Source organism: Rhodococcus sp. NPDC058532, from assembly GCF_042719255.1.
Lineage (GTDB): Bacteria > Actinomycetota > Actinomycetes > Mycobacteriales > Mycobacteriaceae > Rhodococcus_G.
On sequence record NZ_JBHXNU010000017.1, the window covers coordinates 1 to 19,793 of the forward strand.

19 protein-coding genes and 1 pseudogene are annotated in these 19,793 nt (G+C 70.0%); 10 read left to right on the top strand and 10 right to left on the bottom strand.

Translation table 11 applies throughout. The features are described 5' to 3' along the window. Window positions 1-101: pseudogene (locus tag ACFWQG_RS18490) on the bottom strand (glucose-6-phosphate dehydrogenase (coenzyme-F420)); the annotation flags it as partial. 238 nt (window positions 102-339) lie between these two features. On the opposite strand from ACFWQG_RS18490, the gene ACFWQG_RS18495 reads away from it, so the two are divergent. Further along, a complete protein-coding gene (locus tag ACFWQG_RS18495) occupies window positions 340-1,113 on the top strand; it encodes a DeoR/GlpR family DNA-binding transcription regulator (RefSeq protein ID WP_378509100.1) in 774 nt (257 codons plus the stop codon). A 9-nt stretch (window positions 1,114-1,122) separates the two neighbouring features. On the opposite strand, the gene ACFWQG_RS18500 is transcribed toward ACFWQG_RS18495, so the two are convergent. The 3 genes from ACFWQG_RS18500 to ACFWQG_RS18510 are packed head-to-tail and all read right to left on the bottom strand — an operon-like array spanning window position 1,123 to window position 2,598. Further along, complete coding sequence (locus ACFWQG_RS18500; RefSeq protein ID WP_378509101.1) at window positions 1,123-1,551, bottom strand: MaoC/PaaZ C-terminal domain-containing protein; 429 nt, start codon at window positions 1,549-1,551, stop codon at window positions 1,123-1,125. Continuing rightward, window positions 1,548-1,997: a MaoC family dehydratase N-terminal domain-containing protein gene (locus tag ACFWQG_RS18505; RefSeq protein WP_378509102.1), complete on the bottom strand. Its 450-nt coding sequence runs from the start codon at window positions 1,995-1,997 to the stop codon at window positions 1,548-1,550. Before ACFWQG_RS18505 ends, ACFWQG_RS18500 begins: the two co-directional genes overlap by 4 nt. Before the next feature lie 31 nt (window positions 1,998-2,028). Beyond that, the gene (locus ACFWQG_RS18510) at window positions 2,029-2,598 is read right to left on the bottom strand and encodes a hypothetical protein (RefSeq protein WP_378509103.1); all 570 of its coding nucleotides are present in this window, start codon (window positions 2,596-2,598) and stop codon (window positions 2,029-2,031) included. A 306-nt stretch (window positions 2,599-2,904) separates the two neighbouring features. Between ACFWQG_RS18510 and ACFWQG_RS18515 the strand changes: the two genes are divergently transcribed. The 5 genes from ACFWQG_RS18515 (at window position 2,905) to ACFWQG_RS18535 (ending at window position 7,309) form a co-directional block, all read left to right on the top strand. Then, the gene (locus ACFWQG_RS18515) at window positions 2,905-3,642 is read left to right on the top strand and encodes a GTP pyrophosphokinase family protein (protein WP_378509104.1); all 738 of its coding nucleotides are present in this window, start codon (window positions 2,905-2,907) and stop codon (window positions 3,640-3,642) included. A gap of 91 nt (window positions 3,643-3,733) precedes the next feature. After that, entirely contained in the window at window positions 3,734-4,207 is a 474-nt protein-coding gene (locus ACFWQG_RS18520; RefSeq protein WP_378509105.1) for a MaoC family dehydratase, read from the top strand. Window positions 4,208-4,278: 71 nt separating this feature from the next. Next, a complete protein-coding gene (locus ACFWQG_RS18525; RefSeq protein WP_378509106.1) occupies window positions 4,279-5,421 on the top strand; it encodes an acyl-CoA dehydrogenase family protein in 1,143 nt (380 codons plus the stop codon). Continuing rightward, the gene (locus ACFWQG_RS18530; protein WP_378509107.1) at window positions 5,418-6,419 is read left to right on the top strand and encodes an acyl-CoA dehydrogenase family protein; all 1,002 of its coding nucleotides are present in this window, start codon (window positions 5,418-5,420) and stop codon (window positions 6,417-6,419) included. The genes ACFWQG_RS18525 and ACFWQG_RS18530 overlap by 4 nt, the downstream gene beginning before the upstream one ends. A 95-nt stretch (window positions 6,420-6,514) precedes the next feature. After that, window positions 6,515-7,309 carry a FadR/GntR family transcriptional regulator gene (locus tag ACFWQG_RS18535; protein ID WP_378509108.1) on the top strand — a complete coding sequence of 265 codons (795 nt, stop codon included), beginning with the start codon at window positions 6,515-6,517 and terminating at the stop codon, window positions 7,307-7,309. Between the two features lie 52 nt (window positions 7,310-7,361). Here the strand turns inward: ACFWQG_RS18535 and ACFWQG_RS18540 are convergent, their stop codons facing one another. The 5 genes from ACFWQG_RS18540 to ACFWQG_RS18560 form a co-directional block, all read right to left on the bottom strand. Further along, window positions 7,362-7,658: a putative quinol monooxygenase gene (locus ACFWQG_RS18540; RefSeq protein WP_378509109.1), complete on the bottom strand. Its 297-nt coding sequence runs from the start codon at window positions 7,656-7,658 to the stop codon at window positions 7,362-7,364. Between the two features lie 98 nt (window positions 7,659-7,756). Beyond that, entirely contained in the window at window positions 7,757-9,547 is a 1,791-nt protein-coding gene (locus ACFWQG_RS18545; protein ID WP_378509110.1) for an acetyl/propionyl/methylcrotonyl-CoA carboxylase subunit alpha, read from the bottom strand. A 12-nt stretch (window positions 9,548-9,559) separates the two neighbouring features. Beyond that, complete coding sequence (locus ACFWQG_RS18550; protein WP_378509111.1) at window positions 9,560-9,835, bottom strand: acyl-CoA carboxylase subunit epsilon; 276 nt, start codon at window positions 9,833-9,835, stop codon at window positions 9,560-9,562. Further along, a complete protein-coding gene (locus ACFWQG_RS18555; RefSeq protein WP_378509112.1) occupies window positions 9,832-11,463 on the bottom strand; it encodes an acyl-CoA carboxylase subunit beta in 1,632 nt (543 codons plus the stop codon). Before ACFWQG_RS18555 ends, ACFWQG_RS18550 begins: the two co-directional genes overlap by 4 nt. 207 nt (window positions 11,464-11,670) lie before the next feature. Then, complete coding sequence (locus ACFWQG_RS18560) at window positions 11,671-12,285, bottom strand: hypothetical protein (protein ID WP_378509113.1); 615 nt, start codon at window positions 12,283-12,285, stop codon at window positions 11,671-11,673. Window positions 12,286-12,492: 207 nt separating this feature from the next. Between ACFWQG_RS18560 and ACFWQG_RS18565 the strand changes: the two genes are divergently transcribed. Beyond that, a complete protein-coding gene (locus ACFWQG_RS18565) occupies window positions 12,493-12,696 on the top strand; it encodes a cold-shock protein (RefSeq protein WP_137875094.1) in 204 nt (67 codons plus the stop codon). A 161-nt stretch (window positions 12,697-12,857) separates the two neighbouring features. After that, window positions 12,858-16,412, top strand: coding sequence for a protein kinase (locus ACFWQG_RS18570; protein WP_378509114.1), 3,555 nt, complete (start codon window positions 12,858-12,860; stop codon window positions 16,410-16,412). Window positions 16,413-16,445: 33 nt separating this feature from the next. Here ACFWQG_RS18570 and ACFWQG_RS18575 read toward each other — a convergent pair whose 3' ends face one another. Next, entirely contained in the window at window positions 16,446-17,462 is a 1,017-nt protein-coding gene (locus ACFWQG_RS18575; RefSeq protein ID WP_378509115.1) for a beta-ketoacyl-ACP synthase III, read from the bottom strand. Window positions 17,463-17,873: 411 nt separating this feature from the next. Here ACFWQG_RS18575 and ACFWQG_RS18580 point away from each other — a divergent pair, with 411 nt between their 5' ends. Both ACFWQG_RS18580 and ACFWQG_RS18585 read left to right on the top strand, forming a co-directional pair. Then, the gene (locus tag ACFWQG_RS18580; protein ID WP_378509116.1) at window positions 17,874-19,028 is read left to right on the top strand and encodes a DUF4185 domain-containing protein; all 1,155 of its coding nucleotides are present in this window, start codon (window positions 17,874-17,876) and stop codon (window positions 19,026-19,028) included. Between the two features lie 36 nt (window positions 19,029-19,064). After that, window positions 19,065-19,673, top strand: coding sequence for a class I SAM-dependent methyltransferase (locus ACFWQG_RS18585; protein ID WP_378509117.1), 609 nt, complete (start codon window positions 19,065-19,067; stop codon window positions 19,671-19,673). The last annotated feature ends 120 nt before the right edge of the window (window positions 19,674-19,793 follow it).

Below are 19,793 nucleotides of genomic sequence, written 5' to 3' on the forward strand. Positions count from 1 at the left end.
GCCGAATCCATCCCCCGCTCCTCCGCGAGGACCGCCAACTCCACCAACTCCCGCGGCCCGAACTGCTCCGCCGACGCCTTGTACCCGAGCTTGAGGGTCATGCGGGCACCCCAACGTGGCGGCGTGCGCGGCCGATCCGGTCCATCTGCATCGAGGCTCCTCGGTGTCCAGGTGAGGTTGCGTGAGTTCACGCACCGTTTGCGCGCTATCGCGCATTCAATGCCCGTAATCATGCAAATGATGGCGTTGCGTGTCAATAATGTGCGCGCACGGGTGGTTAGACTCCGGATGCGCGCCTCGCCATCGGACCGTCCGGTCATCACTCAAGGAGGAACCAGCGTGTCTGCGAGCACCCGACGACACGAGATTCTCGAGCGACTCGTCGCCGACGGCTACGTCGAGGCGAAGGCGTTGTCGCGCGACCTCGGCGTCGACGCGTCGACGATCCGCCGCGACCTGGACGCCCTGGTGCGCGGCGGGAAGGCCGAACGGACGCACGGCGGCGCGCGGCCCGTCGACGGCACCCATTCCGAAATCCCTTACGCCGTCAAGGAGAACGTCCGCAGGGCCGAGAAGGCGGCGATCGCACACGAGGCCGCCGGCCTGGTGCGCGACGGCGACAGCGTGATCCTCGACAGCGGATCCACCACCTACCAGGTCGCGACCGCACTGCGGCACCGGTCCGGGCTGACGGTCATCACCAACGACCTGCGCATCGGGAAGTACCTCGCCACCCTCCCCGAACTGCGACTGCTGGTGGCGGGCGGCGAACTGCTCGGCTCGGTGTTCACCCTGGTCGGTGAGCGCACCGTCGAGTTCCTCACCGACTACTCGGTCGACTGGACGTTCCTCGGCGCGGACGCGATCGACCCCGACGCGGGGATCACGAACAGCAACACCCTGGAGATACCGGTCAAACGGGCCATGATCGCCGCGGCAGCCCGCACCGCGGTACTCGCGGACAGTTCGAAGTTCGGGCAGCGTGCCCTCGCCCGCGTGGCAGCACTGACCGAGGTCGACACGATCATCACCGATTCGGGGGCCCGGACCGGCGAGGAGGACCGGTACGGAACCCGGCTACGGTGCGTCGACGCCGACGCCGACGCACCCTGACCGACCGGGCTACAGGCGAACGTGTGCCTGCGTCTTCCCGAGCACCGTCTGCCCACCGCACGTCACGGTGACGTCGAGCCGCGCGGTTCGGGTCTCCGGGTCGAGCCGAGCGACCTTCACCGCGACGACAAGGTCCGCGCCGTCGATCGGGTCGACCACCACGGGCCTGGTGAACCGGGTCTCGTAGGAGGTCACCGCGGTCGGGTCCCCGATCCAATCGATCACCACCTGCAGGGCGAGGCCGGCGGTGAGCATCCCGTGCGCGAGGACCCCCGGCAACCCGACGCTGGCGGCGACGGTGTCGTTGTAGTGGATCGGGTTGGTGTCCCCGGACGCACCGGAATAACGAACCAGATCCTCGCGGGTGACGGTCAGATCCGACTTGGCGACGATCGCGCCGATCTCCAGGCCCGCAAAGTCCACGGCGGTGCCGCTCATGCGTCGTCCCCCCGCACCAGCAGGGAGGACGTGACGGTCGCGACCGGCTCCCCCGCGGCGTCCCGGATCTCGAAGACGGTGGAAAGAATCGCGTTGCCCACCCGCTCGGTGACGTCGGTGATCGTCAGCGTGGTCGACAACTCGTCGCCGGCGACGATCGGCCGGTGCTGTTCGATCCGCTCCGACCCGTGCACGACGCGGCTGGGGATCACGCCGGTGTCGGGAGCCTCCACCAGCTGCAGGACGGCCCGACCCGCGGTCACCGTGGTGAACGTCGGCGGCGCGATGACGTCGGCAAATCCGGCCGCGCGCGCCGCGTCGACGTCGTGGTGCAGGGGGTTCGTGGACCGCACGGCGCGGGCAAACTCCCGGACCTTCTCGCGGCCGACCAGGTAGTTCGGCGGCGAGAAGACCCGGCCGGCAAGGGTCGGACTCAGTGATGACATCGGTCGAGCGTATCGGTGGGCGGGCAGCGGGCTAGTAGGAGTTCACCGATTCGGTGCACACCGTGAACCGACGATCCGGGTGGGTGAACCCGCCCTCCTCGCATCGTTCGACGTCGGTGACGTCCTCGACGATCGCGGTCACCCGCTCCACCCACGTCGCGGTCGGGTCGGTGCACTCGACCCGGAACGGCTCGTCCGAGCTGTCCGGCACGCTCATGCACCCACCGACGACCCAGTCAATGTCCAGGCACAGCGCTCCCTGCTCGACCGAGTCGTAGGTCTCGTAGTAGACCTGGTCCGCGTCCGACGGGCACTGGGCGTTCTCCGACGCCTTCCCAATGACCTTGTAGTTGGAGTCCATGCTCCCGCAGGTGGCGTGCTCGATCTCCGCGGCGTCCACCGAGCCGCCCAGGTTCACGCAGTCCCCCACCTCGGCCCGGAAGTCGGTGCTGCCGCCGCCGTCGCCGACGTCCTGCCCGGTGATCGCCGTGACCTGCGCGGATGCCGTTCCCTCCACGGTCGGTGCCGAGCAGGCCCCGACCGCGAACACCACTCCCGCGAGAATCCCCGCCACCCGCATCGGCGTCGTCCACCTCGTCATCGCGACCTCCACCCGTCGAATCCGTCACCGCTCCGGCGGCAACCGGACCAGCTGAATCCTGGTCGATGCGCCCTCGCGCGCCGCGGCCACCCCACCCGCATCCGCGGCGCGGCGCGTCTGCTATCCGCCCCGCCCGCTCGTGTTGAATGGGGGTTCATGTGCCATCCGCCAGCGAAACCCCGCACATGAACCCCCATTCAATGCCGGGCGAGGGGACGGGGCCGACGACGGGAATCGGCACAATGGAGGGCGAGCATCGACACGCGCCGCCCGACCCGGGCCCGCGCCCGCAGTGAGGAAGCACCCGTGAGCACGCACTTGTCCGGTGACGGCGTCGAGCCCGAACTGGCGATCCTGTCCGACCTGTTCCGCGACGTGACCGGCGGCGACGCGCCAACCGAGCCGACACTGGACTCGTTGCGGGAGATGCAGCAGCGGCTGACCCGTTTCCGCCTGAACTACAAGTTCGCGATCGACGCGACGCTGACGAAGATCACCATCCTCCGCGAGGAGTTCGAACTCGCCCACGACTACAGCCCGATCGAGCACGTCAACAGCAGGCTCAAGTCGATCGAGTCGCTGCTGCAGAAGGCGATCCGCATCGGCTGCCCACCGGACATCGAGTCGATCCGCGACCAGATCCGCGATATCGCGGGGATCCGGGTGACCTGCGCGTTCGTCTCGGACGCCTACTGGGTCGCGGAGATGCTGACCAGCCAGCCCGACGTGACGCTGATCGAGGTGAAGGACTACATCGCCGCCCCGAAACCGAACGGCTACCAGAGCCTGCACCTGATCGTGCAGGTGCCGGTGTACCTGTCGGACCGCACCGAGATGACGTACGTCGAGATCCAGATCCGCACCATCGCGATGGACTTCTGGGCCAGCCTCGAACACAAGATCTACTACAAGTACAACAAGGCCGTGCCGCAGCGGCTGCTCGAGGAGCTGAAGGAGGCCGCCGACGCCGCGACCGAGCTGGACCGGACGATGGCCCGGCTGCGTGACGAGGTCGCGGCGATCGAACGGGAGTCGACCAACTGACCCGCGCGGCCGCTGCTGTCCGCCGTACCGCGGTGATCACCGGCGGCCACCCGTTTCATGTGAAACCCTCCCCACCACAGGCGATGTCCGAATGACACCCGAGGAGCACCGCGTGAGGACCTTCGATTCCCTCGATGCGCTCGAGGCCGCGCTGGGGCAGGAGATCGGCCCCGGCGAATGGCTGACGGTCGACCAGGACCGGATCGACGCGTTCGCCGACGCCACCGGCGACCACCAGTGGATCCATGTCGACCCCGAGCGGGCCGCGTCCGGCCCCTACGGCGCGACGATCGCGCACGGCTACCTGACCCAGTCGCTGCTCCCCCTGCTCGCCGGTCGGCTGTACACGATCGACACCGGGTCGGCGCGGGTCAACTACGGCAGCAACAAGGTTCGGTTCCCCGCTCCGGTACGGGCGGGGTCGCGGATCCGGGCGACCACGACCCCGGTCGCCCTCGAACGCGCGGCGGCCGGAGCCTTCCTCGCCTCCGCCGTCACCATCGAGATCGAGGGCGCCGACAAACCGGCGTGCGTTGCCGAGGTCGTGACCCTCATCGTCGGCTGACCGTCGGCCCGTCCGGCCCTCCAGCCGAGACCACCACGGCTACCGTGAACTGCGAGCACAGGGAGGACGTCATGCGCACACCGCTGGTACCGGCCGCCACACCGCCGGATCCAGGAACGAGGGCCCTGCGGGCCGAGGTTCGCACGTTCCTGCGCGAGCAGATCGAGGCAGGCGCCTTCACTCCCGGCGTCGACACCTGGCTCACCCGCTGGGACCGCGCCTTCACCCGGGCGCTCGCGGACCGCGGCTGGGTCGGCATGACAATTCCGGTCGAGTACGGCGGGCACGGGCGCACGTTCATGGAACGGTTCGTCGTCACCGAGGAACTGCTCGCCGTCGGCGCACCGGTGGCCGCGCAGTGGGTCGCGGACCGGCAGGCGGCGCCATCCCTGCTCAACTACGGAACCGAAGACCAGAAGCGACGCTTCCTGCCCGGCATCGCACGCGGTGAAATCTGCTGGGCCATCGGCATGTCCGAGCCGGAGTCGGGCTCCGACCTGGCGAGCGTCCGAACCCGGGCCGCCCGGGTCGATGGCGGCTGGTCCCTGTCGGGCACCAAGCTGTGGACGTCCGGCGCGCACCACGCGGACGCGTTCTTCGCGCTCGCCCGCACCGCCCCGCCGGACCCCGCGCACCGACACGACGGGCTCGGACAGTTCATCGTCCCCCTCGACTCCCCCGGCGTGACGATCGAGCCGATCCTGTCGATGTCGGGCGATCACCATTTCAACGAGGTGCGACTCGAGGAGGTGTTCGTTCCGGACGAGCTGGTGCTCGGCGCCGTCGGTGACGGTTGGACGCAGGTGACGTCCGAACTCGGCTTCGAACGCAGCGGCCCGGAACGATTCCTGTCCACCTTCACCCTGCTCGCCGCGACCGCCGACGAGGTCGCGGCGGGGACGCTGCCCGCGGATCCGCGGATCGGGGCCCTGGTGGCCCGTCTCGTCGGGCTGCACCACATGTCGACGGCGGTGTCCGAGGCACTGGAGCGCCGCGAGAACGCGGAGGTCGCGGCCTCGGTGGTGAAGGTCCTCGGCACCGCCACCGAAGGCGACATCGCGGACCTGGCCGACGAACTGGCAGGAGAGGAGGCATCCCGGGAGTACGCGGGGTTGGTCGCCGCGGGTGCGCTGCAACGACCGGGCTTCACGCTGCGCGGTGGCACCAGCGAGATTCTGCGCGGCGTGATCGCGCGGGGACTGGGGATGCGGTGAGCGCCGACCTGGACGACCTGACCCGGCTGCTCGATCGGGTCTTCGACAAGGCCGGTGCCCGAACCGGTTTCGATCCGGCGTTGTGGTCAACCCTGTCCGACCTCGGGGTCACCCGGCTGACCGGCGCCGAGGCGGGCGGCGGCTGGCCGGAGGCCGCCGTGCTGCTCGCCGCGGCCGGGGCGAGTGCGGCACCGGTCCCGCTCGCCGAGAACGACCTGCTTGCCGGCTGGCTCGCCGACTCCGCGGAACTGCCGGGCGGCGACACCCCCATCCGGACCGCCGCGGTCGTGGACGGCAGCGGTGTCGCGCACCGGGTTCCGTGGGCCCGCCACGCCGACGCCCTGGTGGTGGTGTGGCCGGACGGGGACGGGCATCGGGTCGCGCAGGTGCCGCGCGCTGGCGTCAACGTGGTTCCCGGCGCGAACCTGGCCGGGGAACCGCGGGACCGGGTGACCGTCGACCCGTCCGGGCTGGCCGGCGTCGCGATACCCGGCACCGTGGTCCGGGAACTGCAGCTGCGGGGCGCGTTGGCGCGGGCGCTGGCGATGACCGGTGCGGCGGGCCGGGTCCTGGACATCGTCGTCGGGCACACCACCACCCGAACTCAGTTCGGCAGGCCGATCGCCGCTTTCCAGGCGGTGCAGCAGCTGGTCGCGGACATCGCGGCGGCCGACGCCCTCGCCCGGGCCGCGACCGAGGCCGCCGTTAGCACCGTGATGGAGAACGGGTTCGACGCGGCGGCAACGGAGTTCGCGATCGCGGCGGCCCGCTCCTGCGCCGGGCACGCGGCGGCCACGATTGTCCGGAACGCACATCAGGCAATGGGGGCGATCGGCTTCACCGCCGAGCACCCGCTGCACCGGTACACGAACCGGCTGCTGGCCTGGCGGGGCGAGTTCGGGTCGGTGCGGTCCTGGGACGACGCCGTGACCGGGGCGGCGGCCGGCGCGGGCGGCGCAGGCCTGTGGCCGTTGATCAGCGGCACCGGGGCGCCGTGAGCGCCGCGGATGACGGGCTCGTGACCTGTGTCAGGGACGACGGCGCCGGGTGCTTTACTGGGTCGACGCAACGACAAGGGCGAGGGAGACGACCGGTGGCCGACAAGACCTTCGCACCGGTCTTCCATGCCCCGAGCCTCGCGACCCGCCCGATCCGGACCCCGAAGACCGCCGAGATCGTGGCCCGCACCCTCCGCACGATGATCATCGAGGGCGCGCTGAAGGACGGCGACCACCTGCCCCACGAGGCGGACCTGATGGACCGGTTCGCGATCAGCCGCCCCACCCTGCGGGAGGCAATCCGGCTGCTTGAATCGGACGGGCTCGTCGAGGTGCGGCGCGGATCCCGGGCCGGTGCCCGGGTATGCGTCCCCGGCCCCGAGGTGGTTGCGCGGCCCGCATCGATGCTCCTCGAACTGTCCGGTGCCACGATCGCCGACCTGTTCGTCGCCCGCGAAGCCGTCGAACCGGACGCCGCCCGGGTGCTGGCAGCGGAGGGCAGCGAGGAGGATTTCGACGAGCTCGCGCGCATGGTCGAGGAGGACCTGCCCGCGTCGTATGCGTCGAAGACTCTGGTCGCCGGCCTGTCCGCGTTCCACCTGCGGGTGGTCCAGCTGTCCGGCAACGCGCCGCTCGCGATCATTGCCGGGATGCTGTACGAGCTGACCCGGCACGACACCGGCCCCGCCGTCCTGGAAACGGACGAGGACCGCGAACTGTACGCGGCAAACCTGAAACTGGCGGTCCGCTCCTGCAGGCGACTGATCCGGCTACTGCGCAGCCGGGACGCGGACGCCGCGTTCTCGCATTGGCGCAAGCACGTCGTCAACGCCCGCCCGTTCCTGATCGACGGGCGCGGCGCGGAATCGGCGCGCGGCCGCGTCGGCTGACGCCCCGACCACCGCCGGGGTGCCGCGGCCAGGGCCACGGCACCCGGCGCGGTCAGATGTCCGCGGCCACCGTGCCCGTCGTCAACGCCGGTGCACCGGCCAGCAGCGGCCCCAGGTCGGTGATCGCGCCCTCCCCGGCCCGGAACCTGCGGTAGGCGGCGTCATGCTCGGCCGACTCCCACCGCTCGATGAACCGCCAAGTGTTCGGGCTCGTCGCGTCGATCACCGCGTCCACCCCGAGGCACCCGTCGAAGGCGCGGGTCTCGGTCAGCACGCGGCCCATCACCGCACGCGCGGCGTCGAGGGCATCGGGTTTGAAGGTCAACTCGAGGACAGCGATCAGTGCCATGTTTTCTCCTACGGTTCGATCCGCCCGAAGGCGGCTGCGCCGCCCGTGAGTCCTTTCGGCCCGCCACGGGACCACAAGGACTCACGGGCGCGGAGCGCCTACTTGAGTTCGGCGAGGACGGTGCCCTGCGTGATCGCCGCACCCGGCTCCACCGCAAGACCGGTCACCACACCCGACTTGTGCGCGGTCACCGGGTTCTCCATCTTCATCGCCTCCAACACCACGATCAGGTCACCCTCGGCGACCTCCTGACCCTCCTCAACAGCGACCTTCACCACGGTCCCCTGCATCGGCGCGGTCACCGCATCACCCGACGCCGCAGCACCACCGGCACCGCCCCGCTTGCGGGACTTCGGCTTCCGGGTGATCGCCCCGACCGCAGGCGCCGCCGACCCGAGGGAGAACTGACCCGGCAGCGACACCTCCACCCGACGACCCCCGACCTCGACGACCACGTTCTGCCGCGGCAACGCCTCCTCACCGTCGGCGTCCACCTGCCCGGCACCGGTGTACGGCTCGATCGGGTTGTCCCACTCGTTCTCGATCCACTTCGTGTACACCTCGAACGAGGTCCCGTCACCGACGAACGCCGGGTTGGTCACGATGTGCCGGTGGAACGGCAGCACCGTCGCCAGCCCATCCACCTCGAACTCGGCAAGCGCGCGGGAGGCGCGCGCCAGCGCCTGCTCGCGGGTCTCGCCGGTGACGATCAGCTTGGCGAGCATCGAGTCGAACTGGCCGCCGATCACATCGCCCTGCACGACACCGGAGTCGACGCGCACACCGGGGCCGGTCGGCTCCTTGTACACCGAGATCGGGCCCGGCGCGGGCAGGAACCCGCGGCCAGCGTCCTCACCGTTGATCCGGAACTCGAAGGAGTGCCCGCGCGGGGTGGGGTCCTCGGTGATCTCAAGCTTCTCGCCGTTGGCGATGCGGAACTGCTGCCGCACCAGGTCGATGCCCGCGGTCTCCTCGGTGACCGGATGCTCGACCTGCAGGCGGGTGTTCACCTCGAGGAAGGAGACGGTGTCGCCCTGCACCAGGTATTCGACGGTGCCGGCACCGTAGTAGCCGGCTTCCTTGCAGATCGCCTTGGCGGAGTTGTGGATCCGGTCGCGCTGGTCGTCGGTGAGGAACGGGGCGGGGGCCTCCTCGACGAGCTTCTGGAAGCGGCGCTGCAGCGAGCAGTCGCGGGTGCCCGCGACGATGACGTTGCCGTGCTGGTCGGCGATGACCTGCGCCTCGACGTGCCGGGCCTTGTCGAGGTACTGCTCGACGAAGCATTCGCCGCGACCGAACGCGGCGATCGCCTCACGGGTCGCGGACTCGAACAGCTCCGGGATTTCCTCGATCGTGTGGGCGACCTTCATGCCGCGGCCACCGCCGCCGAACGCGGCCTTGATCGCGACCGGGACGCCGTACTGGCGGGCGAAGTCGACGACCTCGTCGGCGCCCTTGACGGGGTCCTTGGTGCCCGCGGCCATCGGGGCGTTGGCGCGTTCGGCGATGTGCCGGGCGGTGACCTTGTCGCCGAGGTCGCGGATGGACTGCGGGGACGGGCCGATCCAGATCAGTCCGGCGTCGAGGACGGCCTGCGCGAAGTCGGCGTTCTCGGAGAGGAACCCGTAGCCGGGGTGGATGGCGTCGGCGCCGGACTTCGCGGCGGCGTCGAGGATCTTGTCGAACACCAGGTACGACTCGGCGGAGGTTTGGCCGCCGAGGGCGAAGGCCTCGTCGGCGAGCTTGACGAACTGGGCGTCGGCGTCGGGTTCGGCGTAGACGGCGACGCTGCCGTAGCCGGCGTCCTTCGCTGCCCGGATCACCCGCACCGCGATCTCGCCGCGGTTGGCGACAAGCACCTTCGTGATCTTCTTGTGAGAGTTGGTCATGTCGTTCTTCCTTTACCGGGCAAAGCGTGCGTTGACGAAAGTGGTTGGCGCCACGGACAACCCGTAACGCATCAGCTGGGCGGGTGCCCCCCAGGTCTCCTCGGAGCGCGGTTCCTCAGCAGTCGGGACCGATCCGAGCGCCGAGAACACGGCGAGGACCGCCGCCACCTCCTCGTCGGTCGGGTTCCCCGCGAATCGGATCGGATCCTGCTGCGGCGCAGACGCGCCCAGCATTGCGACCTCGTCGAGCGCGACGGCGACGTCGGCCGACTCCAGCAGGGCCGTCACAGCGGAATGTTCCCATGCTTCTTCGGCGGCAACGTCACCATCTTGCGTTCAAGCAACCGCAACGCCGCCACAATCTGACCCCGCGTATGCGACGGCGGAATCACCGCATCCACATACCCACGCTCGGCAGCCACATACGGATTGACCAGCGTGTCCTCGTACTCGTTCTGCAACTGCAGACGCAACGCATCCACATCCTGACCGGCCGCCGCCGCGTCCTTGAGCTGCTTGCGGTACACAAACCCCACCGCACCCGAGGCACCCATCACCGCGATCTGCGCCGTCGGCCACGCCAGATTCACATCCGCACCCATGTGCTTGGACCCCATCACGTCGTACGCCCCGCCGTACGCCTTGCGGGTGATGACGGTGATCTTCCCGACCGTCGCCTCCCCATACGCGTACAGCAGCTTCGCACCGCGGCGGATGATGCCGTTGTACTCCTGCTCCGTCCCCGGCAAGAACCCCGGCACATCGACCAGGGTCACGATCGGCACATTGAACGCATCACAGGTCCGGACGAACCGGGCCGCCTTCTCCGAGGCGTCGATGTCCAGACACCCCGCGAACTGCGTCGGCTGGTTCGCCACGATGCCCACGGAGCGGCCGTCGATCCGACCGAACCCGACGATCACGTTCATCGCCCGCCCGGCCTGCACCTCAAGGAACTCGTCGTCGTCGAGCAGCCGGCGGATCACCTCGTGCATGTCGTACGGCTGATTCGCGCTGTCGGGGATGATCGTGTCCAGCTCGAGGTCCTCGTCGGTCAACGAGTCCGCGATCGCCCCGACGATCGGGTCGGTCGGCGCCAACCGGGGCGCGGCGGCCTGATTGTTGCTCGGCAGGTACGAGAGCAGGTCCTTGACGTAGTCGAGGGCGTCCTGCTCACCGGAGGCGACGTAGTGCGCGACACCGGACTTCGCCATGTGGGTGTGCGCGCCACCGAGATCCTCCATCGTGACGTCCTCACCGGTGACGGTCTTGATCACGTCGGGGCCGGTGACGAACATCTGCGAGGTCTGATCGACCATCACCACGAAGTCGGTCAACGCCGGGGAGTAGACGTGGCCGCCGGCGGCGGGGCCCATGATCAGCGAGATCTGCGGGATCACCCCGGACGCCTGGACGTTGCGGTGGAAGATCTCCCCGTACAGGCCGAGGGAGACCACACCCTCCTGGATGCGGGCGCCTGCGCCCTCGTTGATCCCGATCAGCGGGCGCCCGGTCTTCAACGCGAGGTCCATCACCTTGACGATCTTCTCGCCGTAGATTTCGCCGAGGGAGCCGCCGAAGACGGTGGCGTCCTGGGAGAAGACGCACACGTCGCGGCCGTCGACGGTGCCGTAGCCGGTGACGACGCCGTCGCCGGCGGGGCGGTTGTCGGCGAGCCCGAAGTTGGTGGAGCGGTGCCGGGCGAGGGCGTCGAGTTCGACGAACGATCCCTCGTCCAGGAGGGCCTCGATCCGTTCGCGGGCGGTCAGCTTGCCCTTGGCGTGCACCTTGTCGACGGCGGCTTCGCCGGTCGGGAAGTGTGCCTCGGCCTGACGGCGGTGCAGGTCCGCGAGCTTGCCCGCGGTGGTGTGGATATCGGGGGCCGCGGTCGCGGCCGGCTCCTGGACGGTGGTCACGATTGGAGTACCTCTCGACTTCGCTTTCAGGGGTGTGTACGACTCGATTCGGGGCCACACTACCCCGCGGCCTCATAGGTAACTAGGTGTGAATTGTTATCCCATGACGGACACGGAACCGCTGGCAGCGACCGACAGTAGACGACCTCGGTCGCCAATAACGGCAAACCGAGGTCGCACATTGACGCCACCCGACGCGGGTTCCGATCACCGCGTCCCGCGCGCCGAAACGAGCATCGGCGCGCGCATGTCGTAGTACGAAACCTCCCCCATCAATTCGGTCTCCTCCTCGAACAGCGACCGCAGGTCGTCGGGCACCTCGACGCTCTCGTGCAGCCGCGCGGCCGACTCGGAGGTGAAGTACACCGCCTCCACATATCCGTCCCCGCCGTCGCTGCACAGCGTCCCGCCGACGATCTCCGGGCGCAGGTCGTGCACACGGTCACCGACCCGCGACATCAGGTCCACCATCCGGTGCGGGTCGCTGGTGTGCCCCTCCAACACCTGGACGAAGCCGGCGGTGTCCGAGCCGCCGCCCATCCATTCGGTGACCTCCGCGCAGTCCATCACCGTCACCTGCCCGTCGAAGCAGCGCTCCGCCGCGGCCCACCACGCCCCCTGCTCCGGTCGTTCCGCATTGCGTCTGGCCGCGTCCGGCGACGCGAACCGGACCAGGCAGATGAAGGTGCCGTCCGCGCAGGTCCCGCTCGTCGAGCCGAGATACCCGGCCGCGCCCGCTGCCAGGTCGTCGTTCCATCGGTCCAGGCACCGCTGCAGCCCCGCCTGGTCGCCGACCCGACCCTGAATCACTTGAATGAACATCGCCCTCTCCTCACGCGGGCCCGGCCGGCGACCAGGCCTCTGCACCCTCGATCCTTCGCGGGAGCCGCGACCGGGGCAAGGCCCGCGACGCGCCGAAAGACCGGGAAGTATAGACCCGGCGTCGACAGGAGCGGCGCCAGCTGGCACGCTGTACCCGAGACCCGCACCTCGTCCTGAGGGCAGGCTCGCAGTAACAGGAGCAAAAAAGTGGCACAAGGCACCGTCAAGTGGTTCAACGCGGAAAAGGGATTCGGATTCATCGAGCAGGACGGTGACGGACCCGACGTCTTCGTCCACTACTCCGAGATCCAGACCAACGGCTTCAAGACCCTCGACGAGGGCGCACGCGTGGAGTTCGAGATCGGCCAGGGCCAGAAGGGCCCGCAGGCCACCGGCGTCCGCGCCATCTGAGCGAACCTCGCTTCCCGAAGGGCGTCTCCGCACGGCGGAGGCGCCCTTCGGCGTTCTCCGGGGTCCGGCACGGGATTATTCTGGGGTTCTCGACTGCGCCGCGAGGTGATCCATGGTGACGAGAACACGCGCACCGGGGCCGGACCGAAGCACGGGCCCCGATGCCTGAGCCGCAGCGCCCCGACCGCACGGCTCCCACCGGTGTGGCGGGCGACCTCGCAGCCGCGGGCTTCGTCGACGGCGAGGAGATCGGCCGCGGCGGCTTCGGCGTGGTGTATCGGTGCAGGCAGCCCGCCCTAGGCCGCACCGTCGCCGTCAAGGTCCTCAGCGGCGAGCTCGACGACGACAGCCGCGAACGCTTCCTGCGGGAGCAGCGCGCGATGGGAGCGGTGTCCGGGCACCCGCACATCTGCAACATCCTCCAGGTCGGGACCACCCGGTCGGGGCGGCCGTACATCGTGATGCCGTATCACCGGCACAACTCGCTGCAGGAGTCGATCCGCCGCGCGGGCCCGCTGGACTGGCCCGACGTGCTTGCACTCGGCGCGAAGATGGCGGGCGCGCTGGAGACGGCGCACCGCTCCGGGACCCTGCATCGCGATGTGAAGCCGGCGAACATCCTGCTCACCGAGTACGGCGAACCCCAACTGACCGACTTCGGCATCGCCCGCACCACCGGCGGCTTCGAGACCGCGACCGGGCAGATCACCGGGTCGCCCGCCTACACCGCCCCCGAGGTCCTCGAGGGGCGTTCGCCGAGTGTCCGCTCCGACGTCTACAGCCTCGGGGCCACCCTGTTCTGCGCGCTGACCGGGCATGCGGCGTTCGAGCGCCGCAATGGCGAGCAGGTCGTCGCCCAGTTCCTGCGGATCACCAGCCAACCGGCGCCCGACCTGGCAGGCGGCGACGTCCCCGCCGACGTGTGCGCGGCCATCGAGTCCGCGATGGCGCCGGACCCCGACGCCCGACCGCCGTCCGCCGCCGCGTTCGGCGCACTGCTCCAGGACCTCGCGGTCCGGCACGGCCTCGGCACGGTCGAGATGGCCCTTCCTGCACCAACGTCGGGTGCCGGATCACCCGAGGACACCCGGATCTCGGCGGCACCGCGCCGCACCGGACCGCTCCGGTCGGGCGGCGACGTCCCGCACACCCTGACCCGGCGGCCAACGCCGCCGGTGCCCGCCACCCGGTTCCGGCCGCCGGTCATCGGCCGTGTTCTGGTCACCCGCACGCGGCTGATCGACCGACTCCGCGCCGGGGAACGGCGGCGGCTCACCCTCATTCACGGTCCGGCCGGATTCGGCAAGAGCACCCTCGCCGCGCAGTGGAGCGGGACGCTGCACGACGCGGGCGTGACGGTCGCCTGGCTGACGGTTGCACCGGACGACGACAACGTCGCCTGGTTCCTCGCGCACCTGATCGAGGCAATCGGCCGGGCCGCCCCGCACCTGAGCGAGGAACTCGGCCAGGCGCTCGAGGACCACGGCCGCGACGCCGAGGCGTTCGTGCTGACCACCTTGATCAACCGGATCCATGACGCACGGGAGCAGCTGGTGCTCGTCATCGACGACTGGCACCGGGTCGGCGGCACCGAGTCGCACTCCGCATTGGCCTACCTGCTCACCAACGGTTGTCACCACCTCCAGGTCGTCGTCACCAGCCGCACCACCGCAGGCCTGCCACTCGGCCGCATGCGCGTACTCGACGAGCTGGTCGAAATAGATTCGGCGGCATTGCGATTCGTGGAGTCCGAATCAGCGGCGTTGCTGGTCGAGCTCGGCGGGCTGACCCTGACCCCGGACGAGGTGGTGGACCTGTGCCGGTCCACCGAGGGGTGGGTGGCCGCCCTCCAGTTGGCGTCGCTGTCGCTGCGCAACGAGGAACACCCCGACGAACTGATCGGGCATCTCGCCGAGCACCCCGCGGTCGGCGAATTCCTCGCCGAGAACGTCCTGAGCACCCTCGAACCCGACCTGCTCGACTTCCTGCTCGCCACCTCGGTGACCGAACGGATCACCGGAGCACTGGCCTCGGCGCTCGCGGGCGTCCCGGACGGGCGGTCCCGTCTCGACCAGGTCGCGGCGAGGGACTTGTTCCTGCTGCGGCTCGGCGATTCCGACGCGTCCCTCCCGACCGGTGGCGGCGCCGACACCTGGTACCGGTACCACCACCTGTTCGCCACGTACCTGCGCCGACGCCTCGCCCGCGACCACCCCGATCGGGTCGCGCGCCTGCACCGGATCGCCTCGGAATGGTTCGCCGGGCACCACCTGCTCAGCGAGGCCGTCGACCACGCCGTCCGGGCGGGCGATCCCGAGCTCGCGGTGACGCTCGTGGAGCGGGACGGCACCTACCTGATCGAGCATTCCCGGATGACAACCCTGCTCGGTTTGGTCGACAAGCTGCCGCCGCCGACCGTGTCCGCCCGGCCGCGACTGCAACTGATGCTCGGGTGGGCCGATGTCCTGCTGCAACGACCGGGGCAGAGTCGCCGCGCGCTGGCCAGGGCGCGCGCGGCGCTGGACGCGGCACCGGATCCGGCGCTGTCCGTCGAGTCGGATGTGCTCGAGGGGGTGATCGCCGCATTCTCCGACCACCCGGACGGCATTGAACGCCACTCGCTGGCCTGCCTGGCCCATCCGGAGCGGCACAGCCCGTGGGTGGTTGCCGCCGCAGCGAACACCCAACTGTTCGCCGCGCTGTACCGGTTCGACTTCCCCGATGCGGTCCGCTGGCAGGAATGGGCCACGCCGTACCACGAGGCGATGAGCGGGTCGTTCGCGACGATGTACTCGTACTGCATGGTGGGGATCGCCGAGAGCGAGCAGCTCGAGCTCGAGTCCGCGGAGGTGTGGTTCCGGCGGGGGTTGCGGGTGGCGAGTGAACAGTCCGGGGCCCGGTCCCACTCGGCGCGGCTGGCCGCGGCGCTGCTCGGGAACCTGCTGTACGAGCGGAACCAGCTCGCCGAGGCGGAGGAACTGCTCGACGAGGGATTCCAGCTCGGCGGGGAGGGCGGGATCGTCGACTTCATGATCAGCCGCTACGTGATCGGCGCCAGGATCAAGGTCCGGCGCGGCGACCCGAGGGCGGCAGCGACGCGGCTCGCGGAGGGTGCCCGTGCCGCCGATGCGCTCGACCTTCCGCGGCTTCGGGCCCGGATCGACAACGAACGGATCCGGCTCGGCTTCCCGATCACCACCCGCACACGGGCGCCGCGGTATCCGACGCTTCGCGCGGTCGACGCGGTCACCGACGGCAGCGCCGAGATCACCGCCCAGCTCGAGGACGCGACAACCGCCCGACTGCTCGCCCGCACCGGGACCGCGGCCAATACCGCGCGTGCCTGCGATATCGCGCAGGCGTGGGTGGACCGGCTGGCCGGCGGCGGCCGCGCCAGGGCCCGGCTGCAGGCGCAGCGACTGCTCACCGGGTGCCTGTTCGCGGCCGGGCGCGCCGACGAGTCGGTGCGGGTGCTGGCGGAGGTGGCCGCGACATGCGCGCCGCACTCGATGGTGCGCTATCTGATCGACGGCGGGACGGCCGCGGTGACCGGACTGACGGCGTTGCAGGCGGCCGCCCAGGCCGAGGCGTGGGATCCGACGTGGCCGCGGGTGCCGATCGAGTTCCTCGCCGACTGCCTCGCGGCGGTCGAGGCGGATGCCGCGGGACCCCCCACCGATCCCGGCCGGGAAACCGGCGAAGGCGCCGCCCGATGAGGGGCGACGCCTTCGCGGTCGGGGTTCGGCCGGTCAGCTGGCGAGCACCGGCATCGTGACGACCTGGCCTGCATAGGCGAGGCCCGCGCCGAACGCGAGCAGCAGGGTGGTGTCGCCCGGCTTCGCCTTGCCGGTACGCAGCATCTCCTCCATCGCCAGCGGGATCGACGCGGCGGAGGTGTTGCCGGTCTCGGCGATGTCGTTGGAGACGGCGACGGTCTCGGGCAGGTTCATGCTGCGGGCGATGACCTCGGTGATCCGGGCGTTGGCCTGGTGCGGGACGAACGCGTCGATGTCGTCGACGGTGAGGCCGGTGGTGTCGAGGGTCCGCTGGGCGACCTTGCCCATCTCGAACGCGGCCCAGCGGAACACGGAGGTGCCCTCCATGATGATCCAGGGCCGCTTCTGCTCCGGGTTGGTTGCGAAGTCGACCCAGTCCGGCTCCTGCCGGATCGCCCGGCCCTGCGCGCCGTCGGACCCCCACACGACGGGGCCGATGCCGGTCTCCTCGCTGCGACCGACGACGACCGCGCCCGCGCCGTCACCGAAGATGAACCGCACGCTGCGGTCGGTCGGCTCGGTGGAGTCGCTCATCCGCTCGACACCGATGACCAGCACGTGCTCCTCGGTGCCTGCGCGGACGAGGTCGGACGCAACGCCGAGCGCGTAGCAGAAACCGGCGCAGCCCGCGGCGATGTCGATCGCGCCAGCGCCTCCGGTGCCCAGTTCCTCGGCGACGAGCGCCGAACAGGCGGGAGTCTGCACCGGGTAGGTGGAGGTGGCGACGATGACGGTGCCGATCTGCTCACCGGTCAGGCCCGCGGCCTCGAGCGCCTTGCGGCCTGCCGCGATGGACATCTGCAGCACGCTCTCGTGCGGGCCCGCGAAGCGGCGGGTCCGGATGCCGGAGCGGGACTGGATCCACTCGTCGGTGGAGTCGATCTGCTCGCAGATCTCCTCGTTGGTCACGACCCGCTCGGGACGGTACACACCGAGCCCGAGGATCGCGGAGGGCCGAAGCTCCGTGGTGTTCGTGATCGCTGCACCCATTGACCTTGTTCTCCTTGCTTCGTCTCGGATGCTCGGGCGAAACCACGAACTCCTCGTCTGACACCGTACTGTGCCGACCTGACCGGGCCGCGACGTCCACTACGGACTGGACGGTCCACTCACGTCGACACAGGCGGTTCTTATCACCGCGACCCGCCCCGCAGGCGCGAAACCGACCAATGCGCTGGCAGATCCGCCACATCAGCAACACGCGACAACTCCCGCCCCACATATCCCGGCAGAGTGTCCGATCGGTCACTAGCATCGTCACCCGACGATCCCTTCGTCACATGGGACGTCCGGTCACATGGGTCGGGGCGCGACGCCTGCCCCACGCTCTACCGCACGACAGTTTCTTGCACACGGGTTTCCACAGCGCAAGTACAGCGACGGTCGAAGGGTGAACGCGACATGGGTGAACGGGTACCGGGTTGGCTCCGATCGGGCGGGCGGGGATCCACGGGACGACCAGTCGTCCGGGCCGGGGTACTGGCGGTCGCGGCCGCACTGGCGGTCGCCGCGCCTGCCGCCGCGAACCCCAACACGGTCAATCCGATCCCTGGCCTGAACGGCACCACCGCCCTCCCCGACCTCCGGGGCCGCACCAGCGCGGTTGCCCAGGCCACCGGGCTGCTCAGCGCGAACCGTACCCAGGACACCAACGTCCTCGGCACCGATCTCGGCATCATGTGGGACAACGGGAACGGCGAGATCCTCACCGCGTTCGGGGATTCCGCGGGGCTCGGCATCCCGAACCTGCTGAACGGGAGCCTGTGGTCGTGGCGGTCGAACGCCCTCTATCGCAGTGCCGATCGCAACCTCGCCGACGGCATGACGTTCGACAGCACGCCGCGTGACCTGCTCGGGCAGGCGAAGGAACTGGTGCCGAGCCCGAAGATCCCGTACGTCGAGATCAGCCGGATCCCGACGGCAGGCGTCGCGGTCGACGGCGTCCAGTACATGTCGCTGATGTCGGTGAACCACTGGGGCGAGCCTGGCAAGTGGGAGACGAACTTCTCCCGCCTCGCGGTCTCCACCGACAACGGCGAGAACTGGGTCGATGCGCCGGAGACGAGCAGGCCGAACGTCGACGGCAACCGGAACTTCCAGATGAGCGCCTTCATGAAGGACGGCGGGTACGTCTACCAGTACGGAACCCCGCCCGGACGCGGCGGGTTGGTCTATGTCGCGCGGGTGCCGGAGAAGCAGATCCGCGACCTCGGCGCGTACGAGTACTGGAACGGCGGGGAGTGGAAGCGGGGCGACGTCGGCGCGGCAGCACCGATCGTCTTCGGCGGGGTCGGCGAGTTGTCGGTGCAGTACAACCAGTTCCTCGGCCAGTACCTGATGCTCACCACCGACAACGCCAACTCGGTGGTGATGCGCCGGTCGCCGTCCCCGACCGGACCGTGGGGGCCGCCCGAGGTGCTGCTCGAGGCGCGGGAGCTGCCCACCGCCTACGGCGCCTACATGCACCCGTGGTCGAGCGGCCCGGACCTGTACTTCCTGACGACGGTGCACTCGAATTACAACGTCCTGCTCCTGCGCACCACCCTGCACCGCTGACGGGGGGAGACGCCTCCGGCCCGCTACCGTCGCGACATGGATGCAGACGCGTGGGATCGCCGGCACGAGCGGGGCGAATCGCCGTTCGGTTCGGTGCCGGATGCGGCGGTGGTGGAGCACGTGGCGGCGCTGGCCGCAGGCCGGGCCCTCGACCTGGGCTGCGGCACCGGGAGGCACACGCTGTGGTTGGCCCTGCGCGCCTGGGAGGTGACGGCGGTGGACTTCTCCACGGCCGCGCTGACGCGCGCGGTGCGCTCCGCTGCTGCGCTCCCCCGCGCGAGCCGCGACCGCGTGACCTGGGTGCATGCCGACGTGACGGACCTCGCGGTCCCGCAGGCGTACGACCTCGTCCTCGCCTGCCACCTGCAGCTGTCGGCGGAATCACGCCGACGGGTCCTGTCCCGGGCCGCCACCGCCCTCCGCCCGGGCGGAACCCTGCTGGCGCTCGAGCCGGAGCGATCCCCGTCGATCACCGACTCCGGTTGCACCCCAGAGGAACTCGCGAACGACCTCGCGGGCCATCTGACCATCACGACGGCGACACTGACGCTCGCCGACCACCCCGGCCGCGACGGCGACCCGGCCTCGGACGCGGACCCCCGACAGGCCCTGGTCGTCGGTTTTCGCGGTCCTGTTGGCACCTAACTGAATCGCGAGTAACATCGGCTAAGTTACTCACGAGTAGCCGTACCGCGGGAACGCGGGGCGGTACCTCGACGAAGACTGAACAAGGCCAGAACGTGGGCATCACCAGGGGCTGGACCG